Source organism: Bacillus cereus group sp. BceL062, assembly GCF_051780025.1.
GTDB classification, from domain to species: Bacteria; Bacillota; Bacilli; order Bacillales; family Bacillaceae_G; genus Bacillus_A; species Bacillus_A toyonensis.
Genome location: NZ_JBPWGY010000008.1, coordinates 192224 through 205643, shown reverse-complemented (window position 1 = coordinate 205643; position 13420 = coordinate 192224). Strand labels below are relative to the sequence as shown.

The following is a 13420-nucleotide window of genomic DNA, read 5'->3' as shown; positions in this document are numbered from 1 at the left end:
TTACCATAGTATGAAGCGTTTAGCCAATTTTAACAAGGAAGAGGCCCTGCCTTATCTTACATTTCATAAGCAATGAACTTGCCATTTCCATACAACGATCCTTATATTATTTTACCATTCTGAATTTTCTAAGTAAACAAAGCTATCCTATATTTTTCATTCAGTAAAAAAAGGTTGCCAAATGGCAACCTTCTAATCGTTACATAAATTCAGCAACAAGCTCATCAAACATTTTCTGATCCATATTTAAATCAGCTTGTACTAATGGCTTTTCACTATAGCCTTTTACAAGTTCTTGATATGATGGTTGCGCAGTATTTTGATAAATTAAACCTGTTACTAATCCGTTATTTTCCATTAATGTTTGCATAGCCATCATGCGATTAGATGGATCATATCCCTCTACTGTACTTAGTTTCGTTAAGTTCTCTTTGAACCAATCGTACGTATTTACTTTATTATAAGTAACACATGGACTAAATACATTAATTAATGAGAATCCTTTATGGTTAATACCAGCTTCAATAATTTGCGTTAATTCTTTTAAATCACTTGAAAAGCTTTGCGCCACAAATGTTGCACCAGCTGTTAAAGCCATTTCCATAACATTTAGTGATGGTTCAATCGAACCTTGTGGTGTACTTTTCGTTTTAAATCCAGCTTCACTACGTGGTGAAGTTTGGCCTTTTGTTAATCCGTAAATTTGGTTATCCATTACGATATACGTAATATCAATGTTTCTACGAATAGAATGGATTGTATGTCCCATACCAATCGCAAATCCATCACCGTCCCCACCTGATGCGATAACTGTTAAATCACGATTTGCCATTTTTACACCTTGTGCAATCGGAAGGGCACGTCCATGAATACTATGCACACCATATGAATTAATATAACCTGATATACGACCTGAACAACCAATACCAGAAACAACAGCAAGTTCATCTGGATTTAAGCCAACGTTAGCTGCCGCACGCTGAATTGCAGCTTGCACCGAAAAGTCTCCGCAACCTGGGCACCAATTTGGTTTTACACTGTTACGAAAGTCCTTAAATGTTGCCATTTAATACAACCCCTTTTTTGCATTCGTTGTAAATCTCTTTCGGCAAGAATGGGTTTCCATCATATTTTAAAAGACTAGAAATTTTCTCACCATTACCAAGATTCATTTTCATAATGTTAGCAAGCTGACCAGTCGCGTTGTTTTCTACAACTACAACACGTTTTGTATTTTTCACAAGTGGATCGATTTCAGCTTTCGGGAACGGGTGAATTAAACGTATTTGAGCATGGTTTACTTTCATACCCTCTTGTTCTAAACGCTCCATTGCCTCTTCGATCGCACCACGAGTTGAGTTAAATCCAACAAGTAACACATCTGCTTCCTCATGCTTAACATTTTTATAAACAGGGGTATTAAACTTCAAGTTCTCCATTTTACGGAAACGTTTGTCCATTTGATCTTTACGGTTTATTGCCGATTCAGATGGTTTACCAGTTTCATCATGTTCTACACCTGTAACATGGTGAACACCATTTTTCATACCAGGTAAAACACGTGGTGAAACGCCATCTTCTGTTACTTCATAACGCTTGAAGTATGCTTTATTTTCACGTTCTGGTAATTCTGCTTCTAAATCCAGCTTACCACGACGAATTTCCACTTTATCTAACGTAAGCGGTTCTACAGTTTGTTTACCTAAAGAAAGCTGTAAATCTGTTAAGAAAATAACAGGCACTTGATATTCTTCAGCTAAGTTAAACGCTTCTACAATATCATAGAAAGCTTCTTCCACTGTACTTGGCGCCATTACGATTTTTGGAATTTCACCATGCGTACCGTAAATCATCGCCATTAAATCAGACTGCTCTTGTTTCGTTGGTAACCCCGTACTTGGACCACCACGTTGCGTATCAACAATTACTAGCGGTGTTTCTGTAATACCTGCTAACCCAATGGCTTCCATCATTAAAGAAAGACCAGGCCCTGCAGATGCTGTTAATGTACGAACACCAGCATAGTTTGCGCCAATTGCCATTGTACAAGCTGCGATTTCATCCTCAGTTTGGATTACTGTTCCGCCGACTTTAGGCAATTTTTTAATTAAGTATTCCATAATTTCAGATGCAGGTGTGATTGGATATGCTGACATAAAACGAGCGCCACCAGCTACCGCACCAAATGCGATTGCATCGTTTCCAATCATAAACATGCGTTTCTTACCATCAGCTTTTTCAAGCTGCATCATGTTTACTTTCTCACCTAGCAATTCTTTCATATATTGAGAGCCGCGTTTAATTGCATCCATATTCTTTTGAACGACTTGCTCTCCTTTACGACCAAAGATTTCTTCAACAACATCCAAATAAGCTGTTTCGTCTAAACCTAATACCGCACTTGATGCTCCAACAGCAACCATGTTTTTCATTAATGATGTGCCTAATTCTGAAGCAATATCTGTAAACGGTATCACATATAAATTTACATCTGTATTGTCAGGTATTGTTGGATTAAATTTCGCATCCGCAACGACAATTCCGCCTGGACGTAGTTCGTGGAAGTTAAAATCAATTGTTTCTTGATCAAAAGCAATTAAAATATCTAAGTCATCTGAGATCGCACGTACTTCTGTTGTACTTACGCGAATTTTATTATTTGTATGGCCGCCTTTTATACGTGATGAGAAGTGGCGGTAACCGTATAGGTAATATCCTAATCGGTTTAATGCTATACAGAAGATTTCCCCTGTACTTTCAATTCCTTCACCTTGTTGGCCTCCAACTTTCCATGAAAGTTGACTAATCATCTCCTACACCCCTTTTGGCTGCATTCATTGTAGTGTATTTTTTTACAGTATTAGTTTAGCATTTTTTATGCAAATAAACTACAACGGACGCAAATTATGCCTCTTCTGATTTCCCTGAATCTTAAGTATAAAGCTATTTCGTTTTTCATTCTAGTATTAGGTCCTAAAAAAAGCAATAATATCAATTGAATTTATTTTAATTTTTCTGAATTTTTAAAACAAAACACTTAAAAACTTATATGTTCAACAAAGTTATCATACAAAAATCGTTCTACAGTTGATGCAGCATAGTGTTTATATAGTTCATTAATTACATTTTCATAATCTTCATACACCGATACATTTACAACTGTTTCTAAAATCCCATCAAAATCTGAACCAAACCCTATGTTGTTTTCTCCACCTAGCGAACAAATATAATCGATATGTTTTATTATATCTGTAATATTCGCTTGTTTTTCATTTGTAAGAAACTGAGGTACAAAAGTGACACCAATCATGCCATTTCGCTTTATAAGGAATTGAATTTGTTCCTCATTTAAATTACGTGGATGGTCACACAGTTTATAGCAATTTGAGTGAGATGCAATAGGATTATTTGCAATTTCTACCACATCCCAAAAACTTCTCTCATTTAAATGGGACAGATCGGTCCATACATGTAACGTATTAAGTTCTTGTACAACTTGTCTACCGAAAGTAGTTAAGCCTGCTCCACGTGTCTCTAGCGCCCCATCAGCTAACAAATTCGCATAGTTCCATGTTAATCCAAAGGAACGTACACCTAATTGATAAAACAAACGTAATTTCATCGCTTCTTTTCCAATTGCTTCGCATCCTTCTAATGTTAAAAGTGCTCCAATCTCGTCCTGTTTTAACATACTTATATCAGCTTTCGTTCGGATCAACTTCACACCTGGTAGCGATAAAATTTCATTATAAAAAATATCTATCATTTGTAATGCCGCTTCAAAACGTTTTTCATATGCTACTGTTTCTGGCACATATATAGCAAAACATTGTATACTTCCTTTTCTTTTCTTTAATTGTTCAAATGTAATATGTAATTGTGAATCATTTTTAAAATTCTTTTTCCCCTTTGCAATCCATAACTGTAAGAGTACATCACAATGAGCATCAAAAATTTTCATTTTCATTCCTCCACTATAAAAATAACCTGTTTGCATACTGCAAACAGGTTGTTTAAACTTAACGAGGTTCTACAATTAATTTTATTGCTGTACGCTCTTCCCCATCAATCATAATATCTGTAAACGCTGGGATACAAATCAGGTCCAAACCACTAGGCGCTACAAACCCTCTTGCAATTGCTACTGCTTTTACCGCTTGGTTCAATGCACCTGCACCAATAGCTTGAATTTCTGCTGTTCCGCGTTCGCGAATAACACCTGCAAGTGCACCAGCTACAGAATTAGGGACCGACGTTGCTTTAACTTTTAATATTTCCATTCCGCGTTTCCTCCTCGTTTCTTTAAAAAGTATTAGCAATTATATCACTTTAACTTATATTCACGAGGAATGGCGCGTATTCCTGCTAAATTTTCGTATTTTTTCTAAAAAATTAAAATATAATAACTTATCTAAATTTTTACGGAGATTTACTCAAAAAATGGTTGATCGTCATTAATTAAAATGCGCTCAATTTTCTTTGCTTTTCCTGTATTCGGATCCACATCAATTAGCACTGCACTTAATTGTGTTCTACCATTCGTCACTTCAAATCTTACCGGTAAGTTTGTTAAAAACTTCTTCAAGACCGCTTCTCTATCCATACCTAAAATTCCGTCATACGGGCCTGTCATACCAACATCTGTAATGTATGCTGTTCCGCTTGGTAAAATACGATTATCTGCTGTAGGTACATGAGTATGTGTACCTACTACCGCTGTAGCACGACCATCTACATACCAACCTAGCGCTTGTTTTTCACTTGTAGTTTCCGCATGAAAATCAACAAAGATAATATTCGTACGTTTTTTCGCAATGTTAATTAATTCATCCACTTTTCGAAATGGACAATCAATCGGAGGAAGGAACGTACGCCCTTGTAAGTTAATAACTGCAACTTCTGTTCCATTACAATTCACAAATATAAGACCTTTTCCCGGTGTTCCTTCTGGGAAGTTAGCTGGTCTTGCAAGATATTTTGCATCATCAATAAATTCAAATACCTCACGATTATCCCAAGCATGGTTTCCAAGTGTAACCGCTTGTGCGCCGCACTCTAAAAAGTTTCGATAAATTTTTTCTGTAATACCACGCCCACCTGCTGCATTTTCTCCATTAATGATTGTTACTGTAGGTGTATATTTTTTCTTTAACGCCGGTACGTATTGTTGAATCATACTTCTACCAGGAGATCCTACTACATCCCCAACAAATAATATTCTCATATGTCTTACCCTTTCTATGTACTACATTTTTTATTACTATAACTTCAAGCAATTTCCTTACAACAAATTTATTATAAGTTTGTTTCACTTGATTTTCTTTATTTTATCCAATTCCAACACAAAAAAATAAAGTGGTGTTTCACCACTTTATTTTGCGTATTCCACTGCACGTGTTTCACGAATAACAGTTACTTTAATATGTCCTGGGTAATCCAGTTCATTTTCAATACGTTTTCGAATATCACGAGCTAAACGATGAGCTTCTAAGTCATCGATTGTATCTGGTTTTACCAGAATACGAACTTCACGTCCTGCTTGAATTGCGAATGATTTTTCAACGCCTTCATAAGACTCTGAAATCTCTTCTAACTTTTCAAGACGACGAATGTAGTTTTCAAGCGTTTCACTACGAGCTCCCGGTCTTGCAGCTGATAATGCATCTGCTGCTGCAACTAAAACTGCAATGATAGAAGTTGGTTCTGTGTCACCATGGTGAGATGCAATACTGTTTATAACTACAGGATGCTCTTTATATTTCGTCGCGAGTTCAACACCAATTTCAACGTGACTACCTTCTACTTCATGATCAATAGCTTTCCCGATATCATGTAATAGACCTGCACGTCTTGCTAGTTTTTCATCCTCACCAAGCTCTGCTGCCATAAGTCCAGTTAAATATGCAACTTCCATAGAGTGTTTTAAGACGTTTTGTCCGTAACTTGTACGGTATTTCAAACGACCTAAAATCTTAATTAAATCTGGATGTAATCCGTGAACACCCACTTCAAACGTTGTTTGCTCTCCGACTTCGCGAATATACTCGTCCACTTCACGTCTTGATTTTTCGACCATCTCTTCAATACGCGCTGGGTGAATACGTCCGTCCTGTACTAGTTTATCAAGAGCGATACGAGCTGTTTCACGACGAATTGGGTCGAATCCAGAAAGGATTACTGCCTCTGGTGTATCATCGATAATTAAGTCAATACCCGTTAACGTTTCTAACGTACGAATATTACGACCTTCACGCCCGATAATACGTCCCTTCATTTCGTCATTTGGAAGATTTACAACCGAAACGGTTGTTTCAGCAACATGATCAGCTGCACATCTTTGCATTGCAAGAGATAAAATCTCTTTTGCTTTCTTATCCGCTTCTTCTTTCGCGCGAATTTCACTTTCTTTTACCATAACGGCAATTTCATGAGAAACTTCACTTTCCACTTTACCAAGAATAATTGCTTTCGCTTGTTCGCGTGTCAGATTGGAAATGCGCTCTAATTCTGTTTGTTGCTTTTGAACTAACTCTCCCACTTTGCTTTCCAACTCTTCAATCTGTTGTTGTTTCGCTACAAGAGAATCCTCTTTCTTCTCTAACTGTTGCTCGCGCTTATCGAGCGTTTCGTCTTTACGATCAAGGTTCTCTTCTTTTTGCATTAAACGATTTTCTTGTTTTTGTAATTCGCTTCTACGGTCACGAATTTCTAATTCAGCTTCTGTACGAAGTGTATGAATTTCATCCTTTGCTTCTAAAAGCGCTTCTTTCTTAAGTGCTTCAGCATCACGATTCGCTTCTTCTAAAATACGTCTCGCTTCATTAGCTGCACCATTAATCTTCGCTTCAGCAATAGACTTTCGAACAAAAAAGCCAACAACTGCACCGACTGCTGTTGCAAGCAAAATGGAGATGAGTATCCAAAATGTACTCGTCATGATTTCACCTCCCCTTGCTATGAATGAAAAAAGACTGTCGGCATGTACATTGAATTACAACATACAGCAAAGACCGTCGTCCCGCTTTTTTAAGGGACTTTCTTCATTTCACAATTAAAATGTCATATTATTATTTCGGCAAGATTTAAACCTTACTCCAAATATTACTTCTCTTCTTGAGAAGAGTGTATCGTATATAAGAAAAAATATACATTCTCATTGTATCTATCGGAATTTTCATTGTCAAGCGTTGTCTACTTTTACTTTCTTTACCTTCAGTCCTGAATGTTATCTGAATTTGAAAAATTGATAGCATATTATCCTGGAAAACCTTAGTAAATACCATTTTATTCCCTTAAAACATATGAATATCCCTCTTTACACATCCCGTTTGAGTCAAAAAAAATTTTTTAACTACTGCGATATACACGATTTTAATAGAAGGTAAAAAAATAAAAGACACGGGACCGTGTCTTTTATTTTTTAATCTTGAAGAGTTGAATCTTCCGTGTCTTCCACACCTGAGTCTTCACCAATTCCGTGATGATCACGAACAAAGAAGGCAATTTCCTCTCTTAAATCCGTATTCTCTTTTAAGAATTGTTTTGAATTTTCACGACCTTGTCCTAAACGTTCTTCATTATACGAGTACCAAGCACCACTCTTTTGAACGATATCAAGTTCAGAAGCCATATCTAAGATTTCACCTTCTCTTGAAATACCTTCTCCGTACATAATATCAACTTCAGCAACACGGAATGGTGGTGCTACTTTATTTTTCACTACTTTTACTTTCGTTTTATTACCAACGATGTCGTTACCTTGCTTTAATTGCTCAGCACGACGTACTTCAAGACGAACTGTTGAATAGAATTTCAACGCACGACCACCTGGAGTTGTTTCTGGGTTCCCGAACATAACCCCAACTTTTTCACGAATTTGGTTGATAAAGATTGCGATTGTTTTTGATTTATTGATTGCACCTGAAAGCTTACGAAGTGCTTGTGACATTAAACGTGCTTGTAAACCTACGTGTGAGTCACCCATGTCTCCTTCGATCTCTGCTTTCGGTACAAGAGCTGCTACAGAGTCAATTACGATAATGTCAACCGCGCCACTTCGTACAAGTGCTTCTGCGATTTCTAGTCCTTGTTCCCCTGTATCAGGCTGTGATAATAGTAATTCATCTATGTTAACGCCTAATTTTTGTGCATATACAGGATCCATTGCATGCTCCGCATCAATAAATGCTGCTTGTCCACCTTGACGCTGTACTTCAGCGATTGCATGTAATGAAACTGTTGTTTTACCTGAACTTTCAGGTCCGTAAATTTCAATAATACGGCCACGTGGGTATCCGCCTACCCCTAGTGCCACATCAAGTGCTAAAGAACCACTTGAAATTGTAGAAATTCTACGCTCCGCTTGTTCTCCTAATTTCATAATTGAACCTTTACCGAATTGCTTCTCTATTTGTTTTAACGCCATATCTAATGCCGCTTGACGATCACTCATTCAAAATTCCTCCTTAACTGAATTGCTAATCTTATTATACCTATTTTCAATTCAATTTGCCAACAAAAATCGAACATTTATTCGATTTTTTTATTTTCCATTACATAAAACTGCATTTAACCATTAAAAAAAGCTAAAAGAGACTTATATCTCTTCTAGCTTTTTATACAAATGATAAAACCCATATTTTGCTGAGCGTTCCCTAATTTGTTGACGACTTCCGCTTAAATTTAGAGGAAAGACTACAGTTGGTTCATCTTTAATCGCCAATCCAACAAATACTGTTCCCGGCTCTTTATGTTCTGAAGCATCTGGTCCTGCTACCCCAGTGAAACTAATTCCGATATCCGCTTTTAATAATTTTTTAACATTTTCAGCAAGATAACGAGCACATTCTTTACTAACTGCACCGTCAGTAGACAACACTTCCTCAGGTACATATAAAACATGTTGCTTCACATCATTATGATAACAAATGACACCGCCTTTAAATACTGAAGACACACCAGCACTTTCTGTTACTTGGTTACCGAAGAGACCACCTGTTAAACTTTCTGCACACGCTAAAGTTAAACCTTTTTTCTTCAATAACTCTATCGCCTTATAGTGCAGAAACTCTTGGTCATACCCGTAGAAAAATTCTCCTACTCTTTCTAAAATCAAATCTTCCATATGCTGAATGAGTTTCTCCGCTTCATGAGCATTTTGATGCTTCGCAGTTAAACGTAATGTCACTTCTCCATCATTCGCAAGCGGGGCGATTGTCGGGTTCGTTTGTCCATCAATTAAATCTTGAACTTTCACCTCTAATTGAGATTCCCCAATTCCGAAGAAGCGAAGCACGCGAGAATAAATGTTTTCTCCTGTTGTAAAGTTACGTAAAAAAGGCTCTACATAACTTACATACATTGGCCTCATTTCTTTCGGTGGTCCTGGTAATAAAATATAAACTTTTCCGTTCTTATTTAAACCCATACCAGGTGCCATACCGTGATCATTTGCAAATACAGTTGCTCCATTCAAAACGAGTGCCTGCTTTTTATTATTTTCAGTGAACTCACGACCTGTACGCTTAAAATAATCGCTTATTAATGCTAATGCATTTTCGTCATATACAAGCTCTTCCCCTAAGCTAGACGCAATTGTTTCCTTCGTCAAATCATCTTTTGTCGGGCCTAATCCACCTGTAAAAATAAGCATATCCGCACGTTCTTCTGCAACTTCAATCGCCTGCTGTAATCGTTTGTTATTATCTCCAACTACAGTATGGTAGTACACATTAATGCCAATTGAAGCTAACTTTTCAGATAAAAACTGGGCGTTTGTATTTGCAATTTGTCCAAGTAATAATTCCGTTCCAACCGCAATAATTTCAGCATTCATCCCAATTCCCCCATAAACTTCTATTTTGAGTTTACAAAAGCAGCTCTATTTTTCCAGAAATAATCCCATCCTGAAATAACAGTAAAAATTAATGCAATCCATATAAAGATATCAGCAACTGGAATATGGATTAAATTTAAAGGTACATCGTGTAATAAGTATGCCGCAATCGCGATAATTTGTGTCCATGTTTTAATTTTCCCTAATTGATTCGCTGCAACGACTTCCCCTGTTCCAGCAAGTACAAGTCGTAAACCTGTCACAGCAAACTCACGGCTTATAATTACTATAACGATCCAAGCTGGTACAGATCCCATCTCGACTAATGTGATAAGTGCTGCCGAAACAAGTAATTTATCTGCTAACGGGTCAAGGAATTTCCCTAAGTTTGTTACAAGATTATACTTTCTTGCGTAATGTCCATCAATCCAATCTGTAGCTGAGGCAATAATAAAGATAAGCGCCCCTACTAAGTGTTGAATTGGTAGATCTACATCACCAATTGTGTATGAACCCCAATCAAAGGGTGCTAACATAATTACCATAAAAACTGGGATTAAGAAGATTCTAGATATTGTAATTTTATTTGGTAAATTCACAGCTATTCCTCCATCATATCAAAAACATTTGTTCATTGAAAAAAGTCATCGAAGCGATGACTGTTATTGTGCAGGTTGCTCTACCCCTTGGTTTTTTATCACCAATCTTTGGTGAAGTTCTTTTTCTGGATCCAATGGGTAAGCGACCACTTGGCCATTCAGTTTAACTTCAACATTCGTTGCATTTCCAATATTAAGTCGCACTTCTTTTGCTGTTGATAAATCTCGTTTTTCTGTTTGACCACTTTGTACTGTAGTGTTTAGAATTTCATTACCCGCATCGTCCTTAACATCTACATAACTTGTACCCTTCGCTGAAATTTCCAGTTCTAATGTTTTATTATTATGAATTTCCAAAGTAGATACCTTACCACTTGTTCCAACTACTTTTACTTCTTGTTGTCCAGTTGGTTCCTCTTTCTTTGGCTCTTCTTTTTTTGGCTCTTCTTTTTTTGGCTCTTCTTTCTTTGGTTCTTCCGCTTTCGCTTCATCTTTCTTCGTATCTAGCGGAGAATTTTCTGCTTTTTTAACTTCAATTTTCTCACTTTGAGTAGCCGGAACTCGTCCGTCATCTTTACCAGTCAGTGCTTGAATAACAAACCAAACTACGACTCCAAATGCGATTACTAACAATGCAATTAAGATTTTCGGCATATGATCTGCCATTGGCAATGATGAAGATTTTTGCATTGTTTCTTGTGTTTTTTGTCCAGTTGATACTTGTGGAACATCACGATTTTCAGATTGTGGTATCGTACTCTGATATTCTACAAGCAGTTCCTCTCCATTTAATCCAGCCGCATCCGCGTATTGTTTAATGAATGCACGTGCATAAAAAGCTCCTGGCAATACGTCATAATTGCCTTCTTCAATCGCTACTAAATGGCGTTTTTGAATTTTTGTAATCTCATGCAGCTGATCAATAGACAAGCCTTTTGCTTCTCTTGCTTCTTTCAGCTTTTGTCCTAATTCTGTCACTACTAACACCTCAATATTTCTTTAAAAGTCGAACATAGAGAAATTATTTTGCGTACCTTGCTCAATTTCATCTACTAAATTATATTGAATTTCTTCATCATAATCGTTACGTAACTCGATAATATAATCAAAATCATCCAATGTGTATTCTGACTGACTCACAAATACATCAGGATGTTCCACAACTTTCGTTGCAGGCAATCTCATAATTTCACGAACGAGTTGCCAATGCCTTTCATTGGCACGCTTTGTTGACACAATTCCATCTAGGATGAAAATATTGTCATCGCTATACTCATCTTCAATCAATTGACTACGAACAGTTTGTTTAATGAGAGTAGATGATACAAATAACCATCGTTTATTTGCACAAACACTTGCGGCAACAATGGATTCTGTTTTTCCGACACGAGGCATTCCTCGTATCCCAATTAGTTTATGGCCTTCTTTTTTCATGATTTCCGCCATAAAGTCTACAAGTAATCCTAGTTCATCACGCACAAAACGAAATGTTTTCTTGTCATCTGCATCTCGTTGTATGTACCTACCATGTCTAACCGCTAGTTTATCCCTTAGCTTTGGCGGACGATATTTCGTTACCGTTATGTTATCCATCGTATTTAAAATTGATTCAAGTCTAGAGATCTGCTCTTGATTATCACACATAAGGAGTAACCCACGTCGTGCATTATCAACACCATTAATTGTGACAATATTAATGCCGAGCATACCGATTAACGAAGAAACGTCACCAAGCAAGCCAGGTCGGTTTTTATGTATTTCATATTCAAAATACCATTCAATCATCCAAGATCACTCCCCTTGCTTACTTTACACCTACGTACTATATTATATGATTTCACCTTAATAGGGAAGCTAAATGTATAATCTCTCCCGTGTAATTATTATACAAAAAAAGTAGAGAGGAGATTCTCCTCTCTACTTTTACTTATGTTGTACAAACTTAACCATTAAATTTGCGATTGTATGCTGCTCTTGTTCATCAGCAACTTTCCAAAGCTCAGACAATAATTTTTCTTGATCGTTACGCGCTTCTACTTCATTTGCTAAATAATCGCCAACACGAAATGCCATATCTGATACGGCACCATTATTAAGCCCTTTTCCTTCCGCTTGTTCTAAACGTTCTCCTAAAAAGCTCTTCCACTGATCAAAATTATCTAACACTGACATAATTAAGCACCTCACTATTGAGTAATAAAATCATGCTTAATTTGTGCAACTTTTCATTTTTTATGTAAGAATTTTTTAACAATGCCAGCCACCATTCACACCGATAATTTGTCCAGTTATGTAAGATGCTCCTGGTGATACGAGAAATGAAACTGTCTTTGCTACCTCTTCTGGTAAACCTATTCTGCCTAATGGTATCTCTTCAGCAATGCCAATCTTATCTTCTTCAGAAAAGACACTTAACATTTCCGTTTCAATTGCACCTGGTGCTACTGCATTCACACGCAATCCACTTAAAGAAACCTCTTTTGCTAAAGCTTTCACATATGAATTTTGTGCTCCCTTTACCATTGAATATAACACTTCACAAGAAGCCCCTATTTGCCCCCATATAGATGAAACAACTACAATATTTCCACTTCTCCGCCCAATCATAGGTGGAAGTGCCATTGATAGTAATTTATATACACTCTTAACTTGAAGTTCTACCATATAATTCAACTCACCATTTGTTACATCTGTCACTAATCCAAAGATACTCTTTCCAGCTGCGTATACGATAACATCAATAGGATGTTCAATTTGTCCCCACAACTGCTCTGCCCCATCATTAGAAGCTAAATCCGCTTGAACAGGAATTACTTCACCCCATTCCTTCTGTAACTCATTTACCTTCTCTTCACTGTTATTGTAATGAACATATACAGTATATCCATCTTGAATTAATTGTTTTGAAATAGCAGAGCCAATCCCTCCGCTCCCTCCAGTTACTAATGCATACTTTTTCATAATTACCCTCTCTTATCTCTACAAG

General features: G+C 36.9%; 13 protein-coding genes. All 13 read right to left on the bottom strand.

The features are described from left to right. Nucleotides 1-199: 199 nt before the first annotated feature. The 13 genes from ACS2MN_RS19685 to ymfI all read right to left on the bottom strand — a co-directional run bounded on the left by ACS2MN_RS19685 (nt 200) and on the right by ymfI (nt 13395). Entirely contained in the window at nt 200-1066 is an 867-nt protein-coding gene (locus ACS2MN_RS19685; protein WP_000190161.1) for a 2-oxoacid:ferredoxin oxidoreductase subunit beta, read from the bottom strand. Then, a complete protein-coding gene (locus tag ACS2MN_RS19680; RefSeq protein ID WP_000625414.1) occupies nt 1053-2810 on the bottom strand; it encodes a 2-oxoacid:acceptor oxidoreductase subunit alpha in 1758 nt (585 codons plus the stop codon). Before ACS2MN_RS19680 ends, ACS2MN_RS19685 begins: the two co-directional genes overlap by 14 nt. A gap of 227 nt (nt 2811-3037) precedes the next feature. After that, on the bottom strand, nt 3038-3961 hold the full coding sequence (locus ACS2MN_RS19675) for a dipeptidase (protein ID WP_000688028.1): 924 nt from the start codon (nt 3959-3961) through the stop codon (nt 3038-3040). 58 nt (nt 3962-4019) lie between these two features. Beyond that, nucleotides 4020-4280 carry a stage V sporulation protein SpoVS gene (spoVS, locus tag ACS2MN_RS19670; protein ID WP_000404341.1) on the bottom strand — a complete coding sequence of 87 codons (261 nt, stop codon included), beginning with the start codon at nt 4278-4280 and terminating at the stop codon, nt 4020-4022. A gap of 149 nt (nt 4281-4429) precedes the next feature. Further along, entirely contained in the window at nt 4430-5224 is a 795-nt protein-coding gene (locus tag ACS2MN_RS19665; RefSeq protein WP_001221099.1) for a TIGR00282 family metallophosphoesterase, read from the bottom strand. 147 nt (nt 5225-5371) lie between these two features. Further along, a complete protein-coding gene (gene rny / locus ACS2MN_RS19660; RefSeq protein ID WP_000204714.1) occupies nt 5372-6937 on the bottom strand; it encodes a ribonuclease Y in 1566 nt (521 codons plus the stop codon). Between the two features lie 483 nt (nt 6938-7420). Next, nucleotides 7421-8452 (bottom strand): recombinase RecA, encoded by a 1032-nt coding sequence (recA, locus tag ACS2MN_RS19655; RefSeq protein ID WP_001283854.1) that lies wholly within the window; start codon nt 8450-8452, stop codon nt 7421-7423. Nucleotides 8453-8596: 144 nt separating this feature from the next. Continuing rightward, the gene (gene cinA / locus ACS2MN_RS19650; protein ID WP_088055206.1) at nt 8597-9835 is read right to left on the bottom strand and encodes a competence/damage-inducible protein CinA; all 1239 of its coding nucleotides are present in this window, start codon (nt 9833-9835) and stop codon (nt 8597-8599) included. Nucleotides 9836-9855: 20 nt separating this feature from the next. Beyond that, a complete protein-coding gene (gene pgsA, locus ACS2MN_RS19645; RefSeq protein WP_001052980.1) occupies nt 9856-10434 on the bottom strand; it encodes a CDP-diacylglycerol--glycerol-3-phosphate 3-phosphatidyltransferase in 579 nt (192 codons plus the stop codon). Between the two features lie 63 nt (nt 10435-10497). Continuing rightward, nucleotides 10498-11412, bottom strand: coding sequence for a helix-turn-helix domain-containing protein (locus ACS2MN_RS19640; RefSeq protein ID WP_000137455.1), 915 nt, complete (start codon nt 11410-11412; stop codon nt 10498-10500). 21 nt (nt 11413-11433) lie between these two features. Further along, a complete protein-coding gene (locus ACS2MN_RS19635) occupies nt 11434-12219 on the bottom strand; it encodes a DUF3388 domain-containing protein (protein ID WP_000574107.1) in 786 nt (261 codons plus the stop codon). 138 nt (nt 12220-12357) lie between these two features. Next, the gene (locus ACS2MN_RS19630; RefSeq protein ID WP_000114447.1) at nt 12358-12606 is read right to left on the bottom strand and encodes a DUF3243 domain-containing protein; all 249 of its coding nucleotides are present in this window, start codon (nt 12604-12606) and stop codon (nt 12358-12360) included. Between the two features lie 75 nt (nt 12607-12681). Beyond that, nucleotides 12682-13395 carry an elongation factor P 5-aminopentanone reductase gene (ymfI, locus tag ACS2MN_RS19625; RefSeq protein WP_000759614.1) on the bottom strand — a complete coding sequence of 238 codons (714 nt, stop codon included), beginning with the start codon at nt 13393-13395 and terminating at the stop codon, nt 12682-12684. Nucleotides 13396-13420 lie beyond the last annotated feature (25 nt).

Excerpts from the sequence above, each read along its gene's own strand:
- ACS2MN_RS19665 (WP_001221099.1), bottom strand. The coding sequence starts at position 5,224 with ATGAGAATATTATTTGTTGGGGATGTAGTAGGATCTCCTGGTAGAAGT.
- rny (WP_000204714.1), bottom strand. The coding sequence starts at position 6,937 with ATGACGAGTACATTTTGGATACTCATCTCCATTTTGCTTGCAACAGCA.
- ACS2MN_RS19685 (WP_000190161.1), bottom strand. The coding sequence starts at position 1,066 with ATGGCAACATTTAAGGACTTTCGTAACAGTGTAAAACCAAATTGGTGC.
- ACS2MN_RS19635 (WP_000574107.1), bottom strand. The coding sequence starts at position 12,219 with ATGATTGAATGGTATTTTGAATATGAAATACATAAAAACCGACCTGGC.
- ACS2MN_RS19675 (WP_000688028.1), bottom strand. The coding sequence starts at position 3,961 with ATGAAAATTTTTGATGCTCATTGTGATGTACTCTTACAGTTATGGATT.
- ymfI (WP_000759614.1), bottom strand. The coding sequence starts at position 13,395 with ATGAAAAAGTATGCATTAGTAACTGGAGGGAGCGGAGGGATTGGCTCT.
- ACS2MN_RS19630 (WP_000114447.1), bottom strand. The coding sequence starts at position 12,606 with ATGTCAGTGTTAGATAATTTTGATCAGTGGAAGAGCTTTTTAGGAGAA.
- recA (WP_001283854.1), bottom strand. The coding sequence starts at position 8,452 with ATGAGTGATCGTCAAGCGGCATTAGATATGGCGTTAAAACAAATAGAG.
- cinA (WP_088055206.1), bottom strand. The coding sequence starts at position 9,835 with ATGAATGCTGAAATTATTGCGGTTGGAACGGAATTATTACTTGGACAA.
- spoVS (WP_000404341.1), bottom strand. The coding sequence starts at position 4,280 with ATGGAAATATTAAAAGTTAAAGCAACGTCGGTCCCTAATTCTGTAGCT.
- ACS2MN_RS19680 (WP_000625414.1), bottom strand. The coding sequence starts at position 2,810 with ATGATTAGTCAACTTTCATGGAAAGTTGGAGGCCAACAAGGTGAAGGA.